Here is a 21,670-nt window from a genome sequence, read left to right as displayed (position 1 = left end):
GCGCTCACCCACGCCTCGCCGTCGGTGTCGTGCAGCAGGTCGGTGCGGCGGTCGTAGGTGCCGGGCTGGAAGCCCTTGTAGGTCTCCTTCGGCGGCGCGTTGAGGCTGACGGTGAAGCCGAGCCGCTGGGCGTCGGAGGCGTCGATGCGCTCGTTCAGCACGCCGCCCCGGTCGCCGAGCATGGCGTCCTCGCCCGCGCCGCCGGACAGGTCGTCGTCGCCCAGCTCGCCGAACAGGTCGTCGTCGCCCTGGCCGCCGTGGAGGGTGTCGTCGCCGTCCTGGCCCCACAGCGCGTCGTCGCCGTCGTCGCCGTACAGGTGGTCGGCGCCGTAGGAGCCGGCCGGCTCGCAGGTGGCCTGGGCCTGGGTGCAGAACCTGGTCGAGTCGCCCGGCAGGGCCGGGTCGTGGCTGCGTACGCGGGTGGCGTCCGCGGGCGCCTGGCCCGCCGGGTAGCGCTCGGTGTAGACCTTCTCGGCGTTGCCCGTCACGGTGCGGACGAGCGAGCCGTTGTCACCGAGCAGGACGTCGGCGCCGCCGTTGCCCTCGATCGCGTCGGCCTCGTCGGCGGCGGCCTGCTTGGCCGAGCCGCCGATCAAGTCGTCCTGACCGGGGGTGTCGTCGCCCTCCAGGTCGGCTCGGCCACTGGCGTCGCCTCTCCAGCCGGGGTCGGCCAGCGGTCGCGTGGTGGTGCGGGTCGACTCGGCCGTCAGCGGCAGGTCGCCGCGGATCTGGTCCGCGCCGTCGCCGCCCTCGGCGTGGTCGCCCTGGCCGCCGCCGGACATCTGGTCGTCGCCGCCCTGCCCCCACAGGACGTCCACCCCACCCCCACCGGACACCCGATCCGCCCCGGCCCCGCCACCAGAGCCTGAGCCTTCGCCTGGGCCGTCGGCCAGGAGGGTGACGGCGCGTGGGGTCATCGGGGTGCCGGCCGAGCCGATGCGGACGGTGGCCCTGGCCGGGGTGCCCGTCAGCGTCACCACGGCGTTGTCGCCGGCCACGACATCGTCGCCGGGGCCGCCGTAGAGCGCGTCGGCGGCGTCGTCGGCGGCGGTGTGGGTGCCGCCGACCAGGTCGTCGTCGCCCTGGTCGCCCTCGACCCAGTCCACGCCCGCGCCGCCCTCGGCGTAGTCGTCGCCCTCCTGGCCGCGTAGCCGGTCGGGGCCGCCCTGGCCGAAGATCGCGTCGTTGCCCGCGCCGCCGTCGGCCACGTCCGGGCCGAAGCCGCCCGCGAGCAGCTTCACCTGGTGCACGGCCGCCTGGCCCGGCCGCACGGCGACCGAGCTCGCCGGGTCGGCCGCCTCCGCACCGGACACCGGCTCACCGGACGGCGTCGCCGCGGCGGACGGCGTCCCCGAAGGGCTCCCCGCCGCAGACGGGCTAGCAGTCGCAGACGGGCTAGCAGTCCCAGACGGGCCTCCGGTCGGTGACGGGCCTCCCGCGGGCGACGAGCTCTCCGACGGGGTGGCCGATGGGGTGCCGGACGGGGTGGCGGTGGTGGTCAGGGTGGCGTTGTCGGCGGCGATCACGTCCGGGCCTTCGCCGCCCAGCAGTGTGTCACCACCGTCCGGGTACGCGCCCGAAGCGCCGCCCACCAGCTCGTCCTCCCCCGCCTCGCCGTACACCTCGTCGCCGCCGACGCCGCCCTCCAGGTGGTCGTCGCCCGCGTCGCCGTGCACCTCGTCGGCGCCGATCCCGCCGTGAGCCCGGTCGGCGCCGTCGCCGCCGTGGATCACGTCCGGGCCGCCGGCCTCCTCCGGGGTGCCGTCGAGGTCGAACGGGCCACCGGCGTCGCCGTTGTCGCCGATCAGCCGGTCCGCCCCGGCGTCGCCGTACAGGAAGTCGCCCTTGTCGTCCTTGCCCGCCGTGCGGGCGCCGCCGATGACCAGGTCGTCACCGTCGCCGCCGAACGCGCGGTCCTGCCCGGACTCGCCCACGACGGTGTCGTCGTGCGCGCCGCCGTACAGGGTGTCGTCGCCGGAGCCGCCGGTCACCTCGTCGGCGCCGTCGTCGCCGAGCGCCGTGTCGTCACCGGAGCCGCCCGAGACCCGGTCGTCGCCCGAGCCGCCGGCCAGGCGGTCGTCGCCGCGTTCGCCGCAGACCACGTCCTGGCCGCCGCCGGCCTCGACCCGGTCGGCGCCGCCGCCGGCCGACACGGTCTCCTTGCCCGCGCCGCCGATGATCAGGTCCCGGCCGTGGGCGTCGCCGTCGTGCTCCTCGCACGGCTCGTCCCGCCGGCGGTCGCCGAAGACGGTCGCGCCTCCGTCGCCGCCGATGACGTGGTCGTTCCCGTCGCCGCCGGACAGCTCCTTGGCCGAGGGCTGGACGCCCGCCGGCAGCGGCAGGTGACGCACCAGCCGGGCCGGACCGAAGTCGTCGCGGCCCTGGGCCTCGCCGACGTCGGACGGCTCGGCGATCACCCAGTCGTCGCCGGGACCGCCGGAGATGTCGTCCTTGCCGTGGCCGCCCGCGAGGACGTCGTCCCCGCCACCGCCGATGATCCGCACGGCCTCGCCGGGGGCCGAGTGGCCGGCGACCAGGTCGACGGCCTGGCCGCCGTACACCTTGTCGGCGCCCGCGCCGGTGTCGACGTAGTTCGGCCCGGAGTCGGCGGGTCCCGCCTCGTCGCGGCCGATCTCCGCGCGCGGCCCGGTGTAGATCTCGTCGGCCGCCGAGCCGCCGGTCAGGGTGTCGGCGCCGGGGCCGCCGACCAGCAGGCTCGGCTGCGCGCGGAACCGCGGCGAGGGGTCGGTAGCGGCCAGCGGACTGTCGGAGGCGACGGCGATGGTGTCGTTCCCGCCGTTGCCGTACAGCCGGTTCTCGCCGAGCCCGGCCGCGATGCGGTCGCCGCCGTCGGCCGGGCCGTCGTCCGGCGCGCCGGGCAGGTCGTCGCCGGTCCAGTCGGCCACGTGGACGTCGCCGACCTTGCGGGTGGCGGGGGTCAGGCGGCCATCACCGGCCACCCAGCCGCCCGCGCCGCCCATGGTGACGTAGTCGTCGCCGGGGCCGCCGGCCACGATCGCGGCGGGCCCGTCGTACTGGTCGCCGCTGGTGATCTGGTCGTCGCCCTTGCCGCCGTCGATCACGTTGCGGCCGGCGCCGGCCAGGATCAGGTCGTCGCCGTCGCCGCCGAACGCCACCACCGTCCGGTCGAACGGGTGAGCTCCGGCGGTGTCGTCGCCGTACCCCTGGAAGACCAGCCGCAGCGCGCCCTTCGCGCCCCGGCCGTCGGCCAGCACCCGGGTCAGGCCGGACGCGCGGTGCTCCTCGCGCACGCCCAGCGCGCTGACCACGAAGCCCTCGTCGCCGGGGAGCTGGCTGACGGTCCACTGCTCGGCGTCGTCGCCCGGCTTGGCGGTGCTGCCGCCCCTGGCCTTGCGCATCCCGCCGACGTGCAGCACCAGGGCGTCGCCCGCCTCGGTCGCGAGCTTCGGCGGGTCCTCGTCGCACTTGGGCCGGACGGAGAAGTCGAGCAGTTTGGCCTCGACGATGGTCCAGTCGAACCGCTTCTTGAAGATCGAGATGCCCACCTCGACCCATGCCTTCAGGTAGACCTTCAGCTCGCCGTCCAGCGAGAACAGGCACAGCGGGTTGCGCAGCAGGACGTCGGCGAACTCGAAGAACCGGAACTTGCCGTCGTTGGTGGGATCGAGCCAGTTCATGGCGACGGTGAGGAAGATGCCGCCGCTCACGCCCGCCTTGACCAGCACCACGTCGACCGCCGCGCCCGCCTCCAGCCGCCCGGTCAGGGAGATCGCCGGCAGTGGTCGGCCCTGGTCGTCGGTGGTCTTCAGGTAGAGGCTGTCGAGGACCTGGAGGTCGACCTTGCCCTGCTCGATCGCCTTGCGGATGCCGTACGTGTCGAAGCCCGCCCTGATCTGGGCCTCGACCCCGGCGGTGCCGGAGATGACCACCATGATCGGCGGCGGCGACCAGACCGGGCCGAAGGACTGGCTGTAGGAGAAGCCGAGGCGCAGCGGCCCGGAGTCGAACGCGACCAGCTCCACGTCCTTGCCCATCAGCAGGCTGAAGATCGACCGTCCGGCGTTCTGCAGCACGGGGAAGCTGAAGCCCGCCTTCGCGGAGTGCTCCATCGGCCCCTGCGCGTCGGCGGCGGCGGCCTTGGCCTTCCCGCACGACCTGGCGCCCTGGTCGAGCGCGGCGAACAGGTCGTCCGTGGCGGGCGCCACGTCCTTGATCAGCGAGTCGGCGACGTCGGGCGAGTTCTCGGTGTCCAGCGCGCGGTCACCGGCCACGGTGAAGCTGCCGATCGGGATGTGCAGCTCTCCCTGGCAGTCGGGCAGCGACGTCACCAGCCTGCCGACCTCGATCATCCGCTCGATGAACTTCGTCGTGCCGCCGCCGGCGACCGTGTTGTACTTCTTGGCGATCGTCATCAGGTTCACCTCGCCGCCGCCCGCGGCCCTGCTCAGGTCCGACAGCACGGGGATGGGCGCATAAAGCTGGTCGATCACCGGTTTGACCGGGTCCGTGACCTTCTTGACCTGGGTCACCACCGGCCCGAGGACGCTCCGGAAGAAGTCGCCGGCCTCCAGGTTCACGTTGTTGAAGGCGATGTTCAGGTTCGCCGGGTCAGGCGAGCCGCCCTTGGTGAGGTCCCAGTCCAGGTCGAAGTCGCCGTACAGGCCGGGGAACATGGCCGAGCCGGCCGTCACCTTGAAGCGCCAGTCCACCGCGACCTTGGCGTTCAGCGACGTCTCCACCAGGGCGCCGGCGTCGGCGAGCTGGTCCAGGCCGATCCGGCCGACCGGCTTGAAGCCGATGGTGAAGGCGCCCGCGAACAGGTCGGGGGCGTTCTGCTCGCGGTTCTTGAGCGTGACGTCGAGGATCGCCAGCCGGGCGTTGATCTCCTCGGGCAGCGAGACGTTCACGCCGACGGTCGCCCGCGGCCGGTTGGCCTCGCCGGCGTCGACGTAGAAGCCGCTGGTCCGGTCCAGGCCCACCATGACCTCGGCGTGCCAGCCGAGCTCGGCCCGTACGCCCTTGCCCTTGCCCTGCTTCAGCGCGAGGCCGGGGACGCCGACGTCGAGCGGCCGCTCCACGCCCAGGCAGTCCTTGACGCAGCCCTGTTCCGGATCGACGTCGCCCTTGCCGACGCTGACCTTGAACGCGATGCCGGTCAGCTCGGCGCCCTTGGCCGCGTCGCACGCCTCGGGCTTGGCGGGGTCGGGGACGGGCGCCTGCACGCAGGTGATCACCGGCTGCACGCCCGGCCCGACCTTGGGCGCGAGCTCGTCGTTGTACCACTTGCGCAGGTCGCCGCCGGTGGGCACCTTGCCGCCGTTCGGCAGCTTGGCGAGGGCGGCCTTGATCTCCTGACGCTTGGCGCCGACGAAGTCGGCCCCCTGCTGGAGGTCGGCGCCGACCATGGGCAACCTGCCCTTGCCGGAGGCCATGCGCATGCCGGTCTCCAGGGCGGTGAGGTAGCGGTCGATGCCGTCGCCCAGGTTGGTCCAGTCCAGCTCCAGGCCCGGAGGCAGGGTGGAGAAGTCGAAGGAGGGCAGCTCCAGCCGGTTCACGTCGCCGGGCAGCTTCTTGGTGAGGTCGAACATCTCGGCCAGCGGGGCGGCCCTGGGCAGCCGCAGCACGAGCGCGTGCCTGCCGTCCGCGGTGAGCGGCGCGCCGTTGAGGTAGGCGGGCAGGACGGCGCACAGCGCCAGGTCGGTGTCGTCGCGGTGCGGGTCGCGGTCGCAGGCGACCGGCTCGCTCGTCTCGTTCAGCGCCAGGTCGAGCCCGGAGAAGAACGCGGCGGGGGGCACCGCGTCCTGGGACTCGCCGCCGTAGCGCAGGCTCACGCCGTATCCGAGCCTGGCCTGCAGCGGGTCGTCGCCCTCCTTGCCGATCGCCAGCGGCAGCGGGCCGACGTCGGCCTGGACCGTGCCGTCGAGCTGCGCCTTCGCCTGGAGGTCGAGGCCGGAGTCGGTCTCGATGAGCAGGTCGCGGGCCGGGTCGAAGCCGCGCTTGAGCGCCACGCGCAGGCCGAGGCGCACCTCGCCCTCGACGGCGGCGTCCAGCGTGGCCGAGCCCTTGGCGGCGACCAGGCTGCTGTCCCCGAAGGCGAAGCGCAGCGGCTCCTGCACGGCCGCCTTCTTGTCGTAGGCCAGCGACAGCCGCAGGGCGCCGTCCTCGTAGCCGATGCGCACCTGGCCGCCCAGCGCCTTGTTCAGCTCGGCCACCAGCGCCTGGACGGTGTCCGGCGGCGCGGCGGTCAGGCGGTCGATCGCGTCCCGCAGCGGCGAGCGCAGCGCGTAGGCGGCGCCCGCCTCGGGCACGGCCTGGCCGAACTTCTCGGCGAAGGACAACGTGTGCTCGCCGCACGCGGTCGCGACGGTCAGCACCCGGGTGCCGACGGCGACGCGGCGGCCGACGTGCGCCTGGGTGAACGTGCGCGAAGGGTCGGTGACGTAGGCGTTCTCGTTGCCGCAGGCGCCGTCGCCGTAGACGACGCCGGGGCCCGAGCCCGTCTCCTCCGCGGCCACCAGGTCGGACAGCGAGCGGCCGAGCAGCGGCAGCTTCGCCGTCATCGCCTCGTTGACCGGCCCGGTGCCCTTGACGCCGTCGAGGTAGGTGGCCACCGCGCCCAGGGACTTGATCAGCGCGCCGAACAGCGCCTGGGGGTTGTCGGGGTCGAAGGCGAAGTCCTTGACCCGGCCGATCTGGTCGAAGCCGCGGAAGCTGACGGTGGCGGGCTTGCCGAGGTCCGGCATCTCCACCTCGCCGGAGACCCTGCCGCCGAAGAAGTCGGCCAGACCCGGCACGCCCAGCGTGAGCCGCGCCTTGGCCACCGCGTCCACCTGGGAGGTCAGGACGTCGCCCGGCTTGCTCGCCAGCCGCTCGAACAGCCTGGTCAGCGGCACGTCGCCGAGGTCCTTGAGGCCGACCTTGACCAGGTCGCCGCCGTTCCTGCTGCCCATGGTGAGGTCGCCGGTGAGCTGGACGCCCAGGTAGCCGGCGACGGCGTTGACGTTGACCGAGGAGAGCACCGACACGCGGGCGCCGAACAGGTCGCGGCCGGTCCGCAACATGATCCGGTCAGCGGCCCTGGGCAGCTCGTTCACCACGGTGGCGCTGCCGTCGCCGTTGACGTGCTTGTACGGGCACGCCTTCTGCTGCCCGTCCGGCCGCTGCGCGCATCCCTGGCCGGTCACCGGGTCGCTCAGGTCGAGCACGACCGTGGCCGAGGCGTGGTAGCCGCGCATGACGCCCGCCACGGCGGCGGTGGCGTTGGCGCGGTCGAGCCCGGCGGCGGCCTTGAACGTGTCCCCGAAGGCGATCTGCCCGATCATGGGGTCGTTCGCAGAGATCCGGTACGGCGCGCCCGCGGCGGGCACGCCCCCGCGCCAGCCCTCCTCGGCGAGGGTGACGGTGTCGGCGGTGTTGTCGGCCACGATGCCGCTCGACGCTCCGGCGGTGACCGTGCGCCCGGCGAACTGCCCCGGCGTCCACTTCTGCCCGGCGTGCCGCAGCGTCTTGGCCGCGTACGTGACGCCCGCGCCCGTCCCGCTGACGGTCTGGCCGGCGGGGTTGAGCGGCTCGGGGGCCGGGTTGACGGTCCGGTCCACGACGAGGGTGAAGGCGATCTTCTTGGCGGCGTCGTCGTACCCGGCGTCGGCGACCTTGATGATCGCGCCTCCGGGCAGGCCGCGGGCCTTGCCCAGCGCGGCGAACAGGTCCTGGATCGAGGTGAAGGTGGGCCGGCCGGTGTTGCGGTCCACGCTGGCGGCGGCGAAGGCGTGGATCGCCTCCGACACCTGCACGGCGTCGGCCAGCGAGCCGCGCATGAACGGCAGGTCGAGGTCGCCCTGCCCGTCCCAGCGGGCGCGCTGGGCGGCGGTGACGGCGTTGGCCAGGTGGGTCAGGCCGTCGAGCAGGTCCTTGGGCGTGAGCGTCTGGAAGCGGCCGAGCCGGTCCAGGTCGGCCTGGGTCACGCTGACGGCGGGCCCGCCGGTGGCGAGGTCGGGCCAGCTCGCGTCGATGGTCGCGGCGGCCCCCTCGACCTGGGCGCCGGCGAACGGCTGCGCGGTGACCTGCAGCTTGGCGGCGGCCGAGCCCTTGCGGGCGAACCTGAACAGGCTCTCCGAGCCCAGTTCCGAGGTGTCCAGCCTGCCGTTGCCGTCCGGGTCGGCGGCGGTGGCGGCGAACTCGGCGTCGACGGAGAGCGTCGAGGCCGCCGAGAGGTCGACGCCGAGGATGCCGAAGGCGGCGGTGGGCCTGGCCCCGGCGGCGAGTCTGCCTTCGGCCCGCACGGTCATGCCGGCGTCCTTGGCCAGCCAGGCGGACTTGGTGGCCGGGTCGTAGGCGAAGGGCAGCTTGGCCGTGAGCTTCAGCGTGACGTCCACGCCGCCCGAGGTGGTCAGCGAGACCTTGGGCTGGGCGCTGCTGACGGAAATCGGGCGGCCGGCCGCCGTCCTGGTGACCTCCAGGGTCAGGTCGAGCCGCCTGATCCCGTTCTGCGTGCTCGCCTTGGCCAGGAGCTTTCCTGCGCGGGGGCCGGACAGCTCGTACTCGTCCTGGAGGTCGTCCAGGGTGGTGAGGCCCTTGAGCTTGTCGTGGACGGCCACCTGGAACAGGTCGGCCAGGCCCAGGGCGTCCTCGCCGCCGGGCACCAGGCCGACGAACGGCAGCTGCTCGCCCATCGGGCCGAGCGTGGCCAGGCCGCCGCCCGCGGCCGTGAACCGTTCGATCGCGGACAGCAGCGCCGCGGTCTCGGCGTCCGGTGCCGCGGACGCGACGGCCGGTGGCGGCACGGCCGCGACCAGACCCGTTAACAACGCCAATGCGCAGACCACGCGCGACAATCGCCGGCTTGCCACCAGACCCCCCAGTGCGAAGACACAACGAACCGGGTACGTATCTAGCGATCAAGGCTTGTGCGTGACTTGGATCCGTCTACAAGCGCAGGTCAGAGACCGTCGGTTCCGGGCCCGGGCGCAGCGAGGCGCGCAGGCGGCCCATCTCCCCGGCGATCGTGGCGACGGTCCAGTGGGCGTTGAGCCCGCTCGGGTTCGGCAGCACCCACACGCGGGCGCCGCCGACCTGCTCGGGCTGGGGGCCGATGACCGCCTTGGGCCGCGCGAAGGCCGTCCGGTACGCCGAGATGCCGAGCACGGCCAGCACCCGCGGCCCCAGCCCGGCCACCTTCTCCGCCAGCTGCCGGCCGCCCGCCACCAGCTCGTCCCTGGTCAGCTCCGCCGCCTTGGCGCTGGCCCGGGGGACGATGTTCGTGATGCCCAGCCCGTACGAGTGGAGCAGGTGCTGCTCGGCCGGGGCCAGCAGGCGCGGCGTGAAGCCGGACAGGTGCAGCGCGGGCCAGAACCTGTTGCCCGGCCGGGCGAAGTGGTGGCCGGTGGCCTCCGACATCAGGCCGGGGTTGATGCCGCAGAAGAGCACGTTCAGGCCGGGACCGAGCACGTCGACAAGCACGTGCCGGAGGTTAGCCCACTCCGCGGCGTGGTCAGCCCATGTCTTCCAGCTTGCGGCCCTTGGTCTCCTTGACCCATTTGCTGACGAAGAAGAAGGACAGCGCGGCGAACAGGGCGTACATGGCGTAGGTGAGCGGCAGGTTCCACTCCGACAGCGCCGGGAACGAGACGGTGATCAGCCAGTTGGCGATCCACTGCGCGGCGGCGGCGACGCCGAGCGCGGCGGCGCGGATGCGGTTGGGGAACATCTCGCCGAGCAGCACCCAGACCACCACGCCCCACGACAGGGCGAAGAACAGCACGAACACGCTGGCCGCGACGAGCGCGATCGGCCCCTGCGGGCTGGGCAGCGAGACCACGCCGCCGACCTCCCGCGACGCGCTGAACGCCCAGGCCGCGGTGCCCAGCGCGATCGCCATGCCGGCCGAGCCGACGAGCAGCAGCGGCTTGCGCCCGATCCGGTCGACCAGCGCGATCGCGATGAACGTGCCGATGATGTTGATGATCGAGCTGGAGAAGCTGATCAGCAGCGAGTTGCTCTGGTTGATGCCCACCGACTGCCACAACACCGACGAGTAGTAGAAGATCACGTTGATGCCGACCAGCTGCTGGAACGCCGACAGGATGACGCCGACCCAGACGATCGGCAGCAGACCGAGCGCGCTGCCGCGCAGGTCCTTCACCCCCGGCACGCGTTCGGTCCGCAGCACGCGCTGGATCTCGGCGATCCGGGCGTCGAGGTCCACGTCCTCGCCCTCGACCTCGGCCAGCACCTCGCGGGCCTTCCGCGACCGTCCCGACATGATCAGGTAGCGCGGCGACTCGGGGATGGTGGAGGCGAACAGCAGGTAGAGCAGGGCTGGGACGGCGCAGGCCCCCAGCATCCACTGCCATGCCTGGAGCCCCCACAGGTGGTTGTTGACGTCGCCGCCGGCCAGCTCGGCGATCAGGTAGTTGACGAGCTGCGAGACCGCGATGCCGAGCACGATGGCGAGCTGCTGGAACGAGCCCAGCCGCCCCCGGTAGGCGGGCGGCGCCACCTCGGCGATGTAGGCCGGCCCGAGCACCGAGGCCATGCCGATCGCGAAGCCCGCGATGACCCGCCACAACCCCAGGTCCCAGATGGCGAACGGCAACATCTGCCCGATCGAGCTGACGGTGAACAGACCGGCGGCCACCTGCATCGACCGGGTACGCCCCCACCGGTCGGCCAGCCCGCCGCCGATCCAGGCCCCGAGCGCGGACCCGAGCAGCGCGATGGCCACGACGAAGCCGATCTGGACCGCTCCCACGTCGAAGTGCCGCTGGATGCCGGTGACCGCGCCGTTGATGACCGAGCTGTCGTATCCGAACAGGAACCCGCCGATGGCCGCCGCCGCGGTGATGAAGACGACGTGGCCCAGATGCTCCTGATGGGTGTACCGAGTTGCCATACAGGTCCCTTCCCCGTGATCGGGGACCTACCCGGAGATCACCTGTGTAGCGCGACGCTTACCCAACCTTGCCACAAACCGGACGTCAGGCCCGGGTCAGCCAGAAGACCGCGATCACGACGACCGCCACCACCACCGCCACGGCGTACCGCAGCAGCGCGCGCCCGAGAGCGCGCCGGACGTAGCCGGGACGGTGACGGTCGGCGGTCATCACAGGCTCCTTCGGAGAGACGGGGTCACAGGCGCGGGTCCACCGGCTCGGACTCCAGGGCGAGCACCGCGAAGACCGGCTCGTGCACCCGCCAGCCCGCCTCGCCGTCCGCCAGGCGCGACAGCGCCTCCAGGCCGAGGGCGTACTCGCGCAGCGCGAGCGAGCGCTTCTTGCCGAGGAAACGGCGGCGCAGCACGTCGAGGGACTCGGTGTAGTCGGGCCCGTAGATGATCCGCAGGTACTCCCGGCCGCGCACCTTCACGCCGGGCTGCACCCGGCCGGGCACGTACGTGGCCGGCTTGACCACCATGCCCTCTCCCCCGGCGGCGGTCAGCGCCTCCCACCACGCGGTGGCCGCGGCCCTGGACTCCGGCGAGTCGAGCGTGACCGTCACGTTCCTGGTCGGCGCGATCAGCGGCGAGTCGAGCAGCGCCAGCGTGGACAGGTGCCAGGCGTGCGGCTCCAGCGCAGTGGCCCGTCCCTCGCAGGCCAGGATCTGGAACGGCGCCAGCCTGATCCCGTCGAGACCGTCCACCGGCCAGCAGTAGCGCGCATAGGCGTCGCGGAACAGGGCAGCGTTGTCGAAGCGGCGTCGGGTGCGGGTCAACAACCCACCCACATCCAGCCCGCGTCCGGCCGCCGCTTCCAGAGCCGTGACGGCCTCCGGCAGCGCGGCCCGCGCGGCGGCGCCGACGGAGGCGTACTGCGACCTGATCAGCTCGCCCGCCTTGGCCGACCAGGGCAGCAGCTCGCAGTCGAGCACCACCCAGTCGGAGCCCAGCTCCTCCCACAGCGGCTCGCAGGCCGCGCGCACCGCCTCGACCAGCGGCGTCATGTCCCGGAAGAACGGCCGCCCGGTACGCGTGTAGACCGCGCCGGTGCTGCCGTCGGCCACGCCGAACCGGGCCGCGGCGACCTCGGGCGTCCTGGCCAGCACGGCGACGGCCCGCGAGCCCATGTGCTTCTCCTCGCACACGACCTCGCTCACCCCCGCCGCGGCGAACTCCTCGAACGCCTCGTGCGGGTGCTCCAGGTAGCCGTCGAGCCTGGACGTCTCCGGCGGCGCCATCGTCGGCGGCAGGTAGACCAGCCAGCTCGGGTCGACCGCGAACCGGCTCATGACCTCCAGCGCGGCGGCCGCGTTCTGCTCCAGCACCTTGACCCGGCCGCCGAAGCGGGTCTCCACGTGCCGGGTGCCGATCACGTCGCCGACGTCGAGCATGCCCGGCTCGCGGGCGGGGTCGCCGAGCGGCTTGGCCGGCTCGTACCAGACCTGCTCGGCCGGCACCTGGACGATCTCGCGCTCGGGGTAGCGCAGCGCGGTCAGATGGCCGCCGAAGACGCAGCCGGTGTCCAGGCAGATCGTGTTGTTGATCCACTCGGGGGTGACCGTGGGCGTGTGGCCGTAGACGACCATGGCCCGGCCCCGGTACTCGTCGGCCCACGGGTAGCGGACCGGCAGGCCGTACTCGTCGGTCTCGCCGGTGGTGTCGCCGTACAGGGCGAAGGCGCGCACGCGCTTGGAGGCGCGGCCGTGGTAGGACTCCTTCAGCCCGGCGTGCGCGACGACGAGCCGGCCGCCGTCCAGGCGGTAGTGGCTGAGCAGGCCGTCCATGAACGTGCGAGCCCGCTCGGCGAACTCGGGGGGCCCGGCGGCGAGCTGGTCCAGCGACTCGCGCAGGCCGTGGGCGACGGTGACCTTGCGGCCGTTCATCGCCCGCACGAGCTTCTGCTCGTGGTTGCCGGCCACGCAGATCGCGGTGCCCGCCTCGACCATGTCCATGACCAGGCGCAGCACGCCCGGCGTGTCGGGCCCGCGGTCGACCAGGTCGCCGACGAACACGGCGGTGCGGCCCTCGGGGTGGGTCAGGCCCTGCCAGCCGAGCTTGGCCAGCAGCGTCTCCAGCTCCGAGCGGCAGCCGTGCACGTCGCCGATGATGTCGAACGGGCCGGTCAGCTCGGTCCGGTCCGACCACGCCTTCTCGTAGGTGATCTCGGCGTTGTCGATCTCCTCCAGGCCGCGCAGCACGTGCACCCGCCGGAAGCCGTCGGCGGAGATCTTGGACAGCGAGCGGCGCAGCTCCTTGCGCTGGCGGATCACCACGCCGGGGCCGAAGTCGCGGTCCGGACGCGCGGCGTTGCGCTCGATCGCCACCTCCTCGGGCGTGTCCAGCACGATGGCGTCGGCCAGCACGTCGTGCTTCCTGGCCAGCTCGATGAGGCTCTTTCGGGCGGGGTACTGGACGTTGGTGGCGTCCACGACGGTGAACAGCCCCCTGGCCAGGCGCACGCCGACGATGTGGTGCAGCAGGTCGAACGCCGCCGGCGTGGCGGCCTGGTCGTTCTCGTCGTCGGACACCAGGCCGCGGCAGAAGTCGGAGGAGATGACCTGCGTGGGCTTGAAGTGCCGGCGCGCGAAGGTGGACTTGCCGCTGCCGGAGACGCCGACGAGCACCACGAGGGACAGCTCAGGAACGCTGATCACGGGTGAAGACTCCCATCTGGGTGGGCGGGCCGACCTCGGGGTCGTCCTCGCCGACGGGTTCGACGGCGACGTGGTAGCCGTACTGGGCGGCCACCCGGGCGGCCCAGGCGGCGAACTCGGCCCGCGTCCACTCGAAGCGGTGGTCGGGGTGGCGCAGGCCGGTCAGGAACTCGTAGCGCACGTTGTGCTCGATGTTGGGGGTGGTGACGAGCACATGGCGCGGGCGGGCGCGGCCGAACACGACGCGTTCGAGCGCGGCCAGGCGCGGCGGGTCGACGTGCTCGACGACCTCCATGAGCACGGCGGCGTCGTAGCCCGCCAGGCGCTTGTCGGTGTAGGTGAGCGCGCCCTGGAACAGGGTGAGCCGGGCCCGCTTGCTGTCGGGCATGCGGTCCAGGCGCAGCTTGCGGGCGGCGATGGTGAGCGCCAGGGAGGAGACGTCCATGCCGGCGACGCGCGCGAACCTGGGCCTGGCCAGCAGCGCGGCGACCAGCTCGCCCTGCCCGCAGCCCAGGTCGATCACGCTCGTCGCGCCGAGCTCTTCGAGCCTGCGCAGCACGGCCTCGCGCCGCAGCGTGTTGAGCGGCCGCGCCTTCCGCGCCGCGCCCGCCTCCTCACCCCCGCCTTCGGTGACGTCGCCCTGGACGCCGCCTTCCGCAGCGCCTTCGCCATCGGCACCGGCTCCGGCGACGGCTTCGGCGAAGGCGGCCTCGTCGGCCGCGGTCTCCCCGGCGGGGGCCTCCTCGGCGAGCGCCGGCTCCAGCTGCTCCTCGGTCTCGTCGCCCAGCTCGGCCAGCCTGGTCAGCGCGGTGCGGGCCAGCGCCCAGCGCCGCCCGAAGTAGCGCCGGGCGATCAGGCCGCGCTCCGGATGACCGCCGAGCCAGCCCACCCCCGCCCTGACCAGCTTGTCGATCTCGTCGGAGGCCATCCAGTAGTGCTTGCCGTCGTCGAGCACGGGGAGCAGCACGTAGAGGTGGTTGAGCGCGTCGGCCAGCAGGACGGTGCCGCGCAGGGTCAGCCGCACGTACCGGGACTCGCCCCATTCGGGGAAGCCCTCGTCGAGCGGCAGCGTCTGCGCCTCCACCGCCCACCCCAGCGGCTCGAACAGCCGCCGGGCCAGCTCCGGGCCGCCTCGGCAGGGCAGCGCGGGCACCTGGATCTCCAGCGGCAGCGGGGTGCCCGGCAGCTCCGGGCGGGCCTTGCAGCGGCCCGCCCGCGCGGTGCGGAAGACGTCGGCGAGCGCGACGGCCAGCAGCGAGGAGGCCGCGTACGGGCGGTCGTTGACGTACTGCGACAGGCTGAAGTCGGGCGAGTTCCGGCCGCGCGAGCGGACCAGCGCGATCGGGTCGACCTCCAGCAGGAGGGCCGCCGTGCAGCGCTCCTCGCCCGCCTCCGGATAGAACACCGTGGCCGTGCCGAACGATTGGCCGAACTCCTGCACGCGCTCAGGATGCTTGTGCAGGAGGAAGCCCAGGTCGGTGGCCGGCGTGGCGGTGGTCGTGATCGTCAGCAGCACGTGCCAAGTGTGCCGTAGCCGGACGAAGCACCGCCAACGGAATTACACGTGCGGCAGGACCTCGGCGGCGATGAGCTCCAGGTGCTCCAGGTCGGCCAGGTCGAGGACCTGGAGGTAGACGCGCTCGGCCCCGAGCTTGGCGAAGGCGCCCAGCTTGGCCAGCACCTCGTCGGGGGTGCCGCACAGGCCGCCCTCGCTCAGCGCGCCGGGGTCCTGGCCGATGGCGGCGGCGCGCCGCTCGATCTCGGCCTGGTCGGCGCCCACGACGACGGTCTGCGCCGCCGACAGGATCAGGCCGCGGCCCGCCTCGTCGGCCGCCTCCCGGACCCGCGTGAACGCCTGCCCGGTGTCGGCCAGGGTGCGGAACGGCACGTTGTACTCGTCGGCGTACGCGGCCGCCAGCCGGGGCGTGCGCTTGGCGCCGAAGCCGCCGATGATCACCGGCGGGCGGGGCCGCTGGACCGGCTTGGGCAGCGCCGGCGAGTCGACCAGCCGGTAGTAGCGGCCCTCGAAGGAGTAGGAGTCCTTCGCCGTCCACAGACCGGTGACGATCTCCAGCTGCTCCTCGAACCGGCCGAACCGCTCGCCGAGCGGCGGGAACGGGATGCCGTACGCGGAGTGCTCCCCGTCGAACCAGCCGGTGCCGAAACCCAGCTCGACCCGGCCGCCGCTCATCTGGTCGACCTGGGCCACGCTGATCGCCAGCGGGCCGGGCAGCCGGAACGTGGCCGGCGTCACCAGCGTGCCGAGCCTGATCGTGGAGGTCTCCCTGGCCAGGGCGCCGAGCGTCACCCAGGCGTCGGTGGAGCCGGCGCCGGGGTCGCCGGGGCCGATGCGCTGGTAGTGGTCGGACCGGAAGAAGGCGTCGAACCCCAGGCGTTCCGCGGCCTGGGCGACGGCGAGCAGGTCGTCATAGGTGGCGCCCTGCTGGGGCTCGGTGAAGATCCGCAGCTTCATGAGGCTCATTATCCGCCCACATCGGACGGCGACCGGAAAAGCCCCGCGCCGTCCGGCGAACGCTTGCTACCTTCACCAGCAACCGCTGAAAGTAGCCGATCGATCACGATGGGTGGCATATGTCGCGGAAAGCAAGAGAGTCCGGCACGCTCCCCCGCCCGCTGGCGGTGCTCGCCGCGCTCGCGCTCGCCGGAGCCACGGCCCTGGCGATCCGGATGTTGCCCGCGGGCGCCGAGCCCGCGCCGCCGTCCGGCGCCGCTCCCGTCCGCTTCGCGCCGCCGGAGCGGCCGGCGGCGGTCCGGCAGCCGCCGCGTTCGTTCGTGGGGTTCGTCGACACCGCCCGCGACCCGGGCTTCGACCTGGCGGCCGAGTCGCGCGCCACCGGCGTCGCCCGGTACGCGCTCGGTCATCTCGTCGCCGGCGACGACGGCTGCCTCGTCCGGTGGGCCGGGCCGCCGCGGCCGGCGGGCGACCCGGTGGCCGCGGGGCTCGGACGGCTGAGGGCGGCGGGCGGCGACGCCTTCCCGGTGTTCGGCGGGCCCGGCGGGGACGACCCGGCCGTCACGTGCACCAGGCCGGGCGGCCTGGCCACCGCCTACCGCAGGGCGGTCGGCGCGTTCGGGGCCGCCGCGGCGGGGTTCGAGATCCGCGACGCCGACCCGGCCGCCGCGCTGCGGAGGGCGCGGGCGCTGCACGCCCTCCAAGGGGAACGGCCGCTGCGGGTCTTCTTCACCCTGCGCCTGACACCGGACGGCCTGGACGCGGCCGACCTGGCGGCGCTGCGCGCGACCCGGCGGGAGGGCGTCCGGGTGGACGCCGTCGAGCTGCTGGCCGAGATGGAGCCGCGTACCGGGCCGCAGGGGCGGCTGCGCAGGCTGGGATCGGCCGTGCGGGCGGCGGCCGGGCAGCTCGCGCGGGCCTACGGCCTGCCCGGCGAGGAGCAGGTGTGGGAGCGGCTCGCCCTGACCCCGGTGCTCGCCAGGCCCGGCGATCTGGACGAGCCGGAGGCCCGCAAGTTGTCGGAGTACGCCGTCCGGCACGGGCTGGCCTGGTTGTCGCTGCGCGGCGCACCCCCCAAACCGGAAATATCCCGCATTCTCTGGAGGACCCACTCCTGACATAGGATTTTCCCCGAATCCAGGGGGTGAGGACGACGATGGCGAGCCGTGCCGCGAGCGCGCGCAAGATCCTCATCCACTGGATGGACGCCATGGTCATCCTCCTGGGCCTGGTGTTCGTCACCCTCGTCCTCATCTACGCCGCGCGCGGCCAGATGGGCGTCCCGCAGGCGCTGCTCGCGATCGCCTGCCTGGCGGGCCAGTTCACGCTGTTCCCCTCCGTCCTGCGGGCCGCCTTCGACGACCGCCCGCGGCCCACGGCGAAGCTGCTGGTGTCCGGGGCGTGCGCGGCCGGCTCGGTGCTGCTGCTGCCGCACGACGAGATGGCGAGCACGGCCACCTGGCTGGAGACCGGCGTCCTGTGGGTGTCGGTGGTCGCCTTCTATCTGCCGCTGTGGGCCACGGCCTGCCTGGGCGCCGCCGTGACCGTCCTGGTCAGCGCGTACGTCGTGCTGATCACCGACCGGTCCTGGGCCGGCACGCTGATCCCCGAGGCGGCCAGTTGCGCGCTCATGGTCGCGGCCATGCTGCTGTGGCGCTGGCTGTGGTGGACGATCAGGGACGCCAACGACGGCCAGGAGGCCAAGGCGCGCCTGGCCATCGCCGAGGAGCGCCTGCGCTTCGCCCGCGACCTGCACGACCTGCTTGGCCGCAGCCTGTCGGTGATCACGCTGAAGAGCGAGCTGGCGGCCAAGTTGTCGGCCAAGGACCAGGCCAGGGCCCTGGCCGAGATGGACGCGGTGCGCGAACTGGCCCGCGACTCGCTGGCCGAGGTGCAACTGGCCGTGGACGGCTACCACACGCTCGACCTGGACACCGAGCTGGCCGGCGTACGGTCGGCGCTGGAGGCGGCCGGCGCCCGCTGCCTGATCGAGACCAGGGCCGGCGACCTGTCCCCCGCCGGGCGCGCGCTGCTGGCGTGGGTCGTGCGCGAGGGCGGCACGAACGTGCTCAAGCACAGCTCGGCCACCACCTGCGCGATCACGATCGAGGGCGGCGTGCTGGAGATGCGCAACGACGGCGTCAAAGACCTCTCCGCGGCCCCGGGCAGCGGCCTGCGCGGCCTGTCGGAGCGCCTGACCACGGCGGGCGGCTCGCTCTCGGCCGCCCCGACGCCCACCGGCGAGTTCCTGCTGCGCGCGGCGGTGCCCGCGTGAGGCGGCCGACCCGGCTGGACAAGGTCCGCTGGCTGATCGTCTACTCCACCGACATCATCCTGCTGGTGTCCGCGACCGGCTTCTACAACCTGTACCTGCTCGGGCAGAACGTCGACCTGCCCCGGCAGGTGTTCGTGGCCGCCGGCGTGCTGCTGCTGGTGTTCATGGCGCTGGCCACGCGGCCGTTCCGGATCGCCGTACGCGGCGGACCCCGCCCGACGGCGCTGCTGGCCGTCTCCGGGGTGCTCGCCCTGGTCCTCGCGGCCGGCACGATCCTGTACACCGTGCCGGTGTGGCTGGCGATGCTGGCCCCCTTCGTCCGCCGCCGGACGATCGTCACGTTGTCGGTCGGCTGGATCGCCGTCCTGGTGGTCGTCCTCGCGCTGACCATGGGCCTGCCCGTGGAGATGTTGTCGGCGGTCGTGGTGCTGGCCGTGTTCACCGGGATCGGCGTGGGCGGCGTGCTGGCGAACCTGTGGTTGTGGCGGGTGGCCAAGGAGGCGCACGAAGGGCAGGAGGCCAGGTCCAGGCTGGCGGTCTCGGAGGAACGGCTGCGCTTCGCCCGCGACCTCAACGACCTGCTCGGGCAGAGCCTGGCCGACGTCTCGGCCAGGACCGCCCGCGCCGCCGGCTCGCTGCCCGGCGACCCGGCCGCCGCCGAGCGGGCCATGTTCGAGGTGCGCGACCTGGCCAGGCGGTCGCTGCGCGAGGTGCGGGCCGTGGTGCAGAACTACCGGGCGCTCGACCTGGACGAGGTGCTGGCCGGCGTCCGGGCGGTGCTGGAGGCGGCCGAGGTCCGCTGCACGGTACGGGCCGACACCACGGCGCTGGCCCCGGAGGCGCGCACCCTGCTCGCCACCGTCGTCCGCGAGGGCGCCACCAACGTGCTCAAGCACAGCAAGGCCGAACGCTGCACGATCACGATCGAGAACGGGGTCCTGGAGATGTCCAACGACGGGGTGAGCGGCCCGGTGGGCGAGCACGCGGCCAACGGGCTGGCGGGCCTGGCCCAGCGGGTCGGCGCGGCGGGCGGCGTGCTGCGGGCCGAGCCGACGTCCGACGGCGGCTACCTGCTGCGCGCGGCGGTGCCGGCATGACCACCCGCGTGCTGCTCGCCGACGACGAGCACCTGATCCGCGGCGCGATCGCCGCCCTGCTCGACCTGGAGGACGGCATCGAGGTCGTGGCCCAGGTGGGCCGGGGCGACGAGGTCGTGGCCGCGGTCGCCGAACACCGCCCCGACGTGGCCGTGCTGGACATCGAGATGCCCGGCATGGACGGCCTGAGCGCCGCCGAGCGGATCAGCGCCCAGTGCAAGATCGTCATCCTGACCAGCCTGGGCCGCCCCGGCTACCTGCGCAGGGCGATGGCCGCCGGCGTGAGCGGCTTCCTGGGCAAGGACGCCTCCGCCGAGGAACTGGCCATGGCGATCCGCAAGGTCATGGCCGGCGGCCGCTACCTGGACGCCGAGCTGGCCGCCGCCGCGATGGCCGCCGGCGACAGCCCGCTGACCGAACGGGAGCGCGACGCGCTGCGCCTGGCGGGCGACGGGGCGACGATCTCCAGGATCGCCGGCGAGCTGCACCTCACCGAGGGCACGGTGCGCAACTACCTGTCCAGCGCCATGACCAAGCTCAACGCCCAGAACCGGCTGGAGGCGATCCGCACCGCCCAGCGCATGGGCTGGCTCTGACCTCGGCGCCGCCCCCCTCAGCCCCGGCCCTCTCAGCGCCAGTTGGTGATCCGGCGCAGCACGTACTCCACCGGGCCGTGGCGGTGGGTGCGCAGCCAGCGTCCGCTCGCCCACACGAGCACGGTGTAGATCACCAGGGCGACGCCCATCACCGCGATCGGTGACAGCCTGCCCGCGAGTGCGAGCCCGTACCCGGTGAAGACCAGGGCGATGAGCAGCGACTGGCTGACGTAGTTGGAGGCGGCCACCCGTCCCGGCGCGGCCAGGACGCGGCCCGCCGCAGGGAAGCGGCCGATCAGCCGGAGCAGGGTGGCGACGTAGGTGGCGGCCAGCAGGATCGAGGTGAGCGTGTTGACCGCGCCGCCGAGCAGCTCGACCGCGCCGGTCCGGCCGGACGTCCAGGCGTACAGCAGGCCGCCGGGCAGGCCGGCGCCGAAGCCCGCCCACTGGACGCGGGCCAGCAGCCGGGGCCGCTGCCCGAGGCCCTCCAGCAGCCTGGACTTGCCGGCCGCGAGCCCGAACAGGAACATGGCCAGCGCGGTCGGCCCCTGGAAGAGCCAGATCATGGCCACCAGCGGCGGGTAGAGCTCGGTCTGCATCGTCAGGAAGTCCAGCGGCCCGCCGGTGGCCAGGGCCAGCACGCGGGCGGCCGCCGCCGGGTCGGCCGCGGCGGGCTGCCCGGCGGCCGGGTCGAGGGTGGACAGCCAGGCGAGGGCCAGCCAGAACAGGGTCAGCACGCCGATGATCGAGGAGCCGGCGATGACGGCCGTCCTCGGTCTGAGCCCGCGCAGGGCCAGCAGCACCAGGCCGAGCACGGCGTACAGGGTGAGGATGTCGCCGATCCACAGCAGCAGGCCGTGGGCCAGCCCGATGACGAACAGCGCCAGGCAGCGGCGCAACGTCCTGGCCCGCACGCTCGCCCCCGCCCGCTCGGCCGCCCGCATCTGCAGCGTGAAGGAGTACCCGAACAGGAACGAGAAGATGATGTAGAACTTCGTCAGCACGAACGCCGTGATCGCCAGAGCCACGGGCCCGTCAGGGATGGGCATGGCGCCCGACAGCGCGTACCCCGGGTCGGCCAGGAAGCCGATGTTCGCGACCAGGATGCCCGCCAGCGCGAACCCGCGTACGGCGTCGATCTCCTGAACGCGTCCGGCGAGGGTGGTTTGCGTCATGCCCCGACGCTAGGGACGCCTGCCCGCGCGGCGCGTCCGTCCTTGGTCTGGACGGGCGTGACCAAAGGCTCAGCGGGGCGGATCGGCCGCTGCGGCGGCCACGGCGGCCTCGGCGGTGGGGTAGACCGGCAGATGGGCATCGACCCCGGTGATCTCCAGCAGCCGGGCGGGGGCGCCCTGCGGGGCCGCGAGGTAGACCCGCGCGTCGTGCGTGCGGGCCTCCTGGTGGCAGGCGAGCAGGGCGTGCAGCCCCGAGCTGTCCATGAACGTCATCGCGCTCAGGTCGAACACCACGTGATCGGCCGGACGCGCCCTGGCCTGCCGGACGTGCTCCCGTAATCGCGTGTGGTTGGTGGCGTCGACCTCACCGCACACCTCGATCACGGTCACGCCGGGCAGGTGCCGATGGCTCATCGTCAGCGGCGTCATCGGCGGCCTGTCCGATCCTGGGCGGCCCGCGCCTCCGGAGGCGACCATGGATGCAC

The 21,670-nt window shown here is 73.4% G+C and carries 12 protein-coding genes and 1 pseudogene; 4 read left to right on the top strand and 9 right to left on the bottom strand.

Translation table 11 applies throughout. The features are described from left to right. The 7 genes and pseudogenes from ACIBK9_RS37740 to ACIBK9_RS37710 form a co-directional block, all read right to left on the bottom strand. A pseudogene (locus tag ACIBK9_RS37740) lies at window positions 1-8,795 on the bottom strand (hypothetical protein); the annotation flags it as partial. Between the two features lie 112 nt (window positions 8,796-8,907). After that, window positions 8,908-9,441, bottom strand: a complete 534-nt coding sequence (gene mug / locus ACIBK9_RS37735; protein WP_397163534.1) for a G/U mismatch-specific DNA glycosylase — start codon at window positions 9,439-9,441, stop codon at window positions 8,908-8,910. 31 nt (window positions 9,442-9,472) lie between these two features. Then, window positions 9,473-10,873, bottom strand: coding sequence for a sugar porter family MFS transporter (locus ACIBK9_RS37730; protein ID WP_397163532.1), 1,401 nt, complete (start codon window positions 10,871-10,873; stop codon window positions 9,473-9,475). An 85-nt stretch (window positions 10,874-10,958) separates the two neighbouring features. After that, window positions 10,959-11,084, bottom strand: a complete 126-nt coding sequence (locus ACIBK9_RS37725) for a hypothetical protein (protein WP_352326762.1) — start codon at window positions 11,082-11,084, stop codon at window positions 10,959-10,961. A gap of 25 nt (window positions 11,085-11,109) precedes the next feature. Next, window positions 11,110-13,569, bottom strand: coding sequence for a polynucleotide kinase-phosphatase (locus ACIBK9_RS37720; RefSeq protein ID WP_397163530.1), 2,460 nt, complete (start codon window positions 13,567-13,569; stop codon window positions 11,110-11,112). After that, entirely contained in the window at window positions 13,553-15,085 is a 1,533-nt protein-coding gene (locus ACIBK9_RS37715) for a 3' terminal RNA ribose 2'-O-methyltransferase Hen1 (RefSeq protein ID WP_397163528.1), read from the bottom strand. Before ACIBK9_RS37715 ends, ACIBK9_RS37720 begins: the two co-directional genes overlap by 17 nt. A gap of 42 nt (window positions 15,086-15,127) precedes the next feature. Beyond that, window positions 15,128-16,042 carry an LLM class F420-dependent oxidoreductase gene (locus ACIBK9_RS37710; RefSeq protein WP_397163526.1) on the bottom strand — a complete coding sequence of 305 codons (915 nt, stop codon included), beginning with the start codon at window positions 16,040-16,042 and terminating at the stop codon, window positions 15,128-15,130. A gap of 119 nt (window positions 16,043-16,161) precedes the next feature. Here ACIBK9_RS37710 and ACIBK9_RS37705 point away from each other — a divergent pair, with 119 nt between their 5' ends. The 4 genes from ACIBK9_RS37705 to ACIBK9_RS37690 are packed head-to-tail and all read left to right on the top strand — an operon-like array spanning window position 16,162 to window position 20,010. Further along, window positions 16,162-17,160 (top strand): hypothetical protein, encoded by a 999-nt coding sequence (locus ACIBK9_RS37705; protein WP_397163525.1) that lies wholly within the window; start codon window positions 16,162-16,164, stop codon window positions 17,158-17,160. Between the two features lie 38 nt (window positions 17,161-17,198). After that, window positions 17,199-18,317 (top strand): sensor histidine kinase, encoded by a 1,119-nt coding sequence (locus tag ACIBK9_RS37700; RefSeq protein ID WP_397163523.1) that lies wholly within the window; start codon window positions 17,199-17,201, stop codon window positions 18,315-18,317. Beyond that, window positions 18,314-19,414, top strand: a complete 1,101-nt coding sequence (locus tag ACIBK9_RS37695) for a sensor histidine kinase (RefSeq protein ID WP_397163522.1) — start codon at window positions 18,314-18,316, stop codon at window positions 19,412-19,414. Before ACIBK9_RS37700 ends, ACIBK9_RS37695 begins: the two co-directional genes overlap by 4 nt. After that, window positions 19,411-20,010 carry a response regulator gene (locus tag ACIBK9_RS37690; protein ID WP_397163520.1) on the top strand — a complete coding sequence of 200 codons (600 nt, stop codon included), beginning with the start codon at window positions 19,411-19,413 and terminating at the stop codon, window positions 20,008-20,010. Before ACIBK9_RS37695 ends, ACIBK9_RS37690 begins: the two co-directional genes overlap by 4 nt. A gap of 32 nt (window positions 20,011-20,042) precedes the next feature. Here ACIBK9_RS37690 and ACIBK9_RS37685 read toward each other — a convergent pair whose 3' ends face one another. Beyond that, entirely contained in the window at window positions 20,043-21,185 is a 1,143-nt protein-coding gene (locus ACIBK9_RS37685) for a DUF418 domain-containing protein (RefSeq protein ID WP_397163518.1), read from the bottom strand. Window positions 21,186-21,254: 69 nt separating this feature from the next. Beyond that, window positions 21,255-21,662, bottom strand: a complete 408-nt coding sequence (locus ACIBK9_RS37680) for an STAS domain-containing protein (protein ID WP_397163516.1) — start codon at window positions 21,660-21,662, stop codon at window positions 21,255-21,257. Window positions 21,663-21,670 lie beyond the last annotated feature (8 nt).

Source organism: Nonomuraea sp. NPDC050227 (assembly GCF_044459705.1).
Taxonomy (GTDB): Bacteria; Actinomycetota; Actinomycetes; order Streptosporangiales; family Streptosporangiaceae; genus Nonomuraea.
Note: the sequence above shows the minus strand (reverse complement) of the source record. Positions and strands in the feature narration are given on the sequence as shown.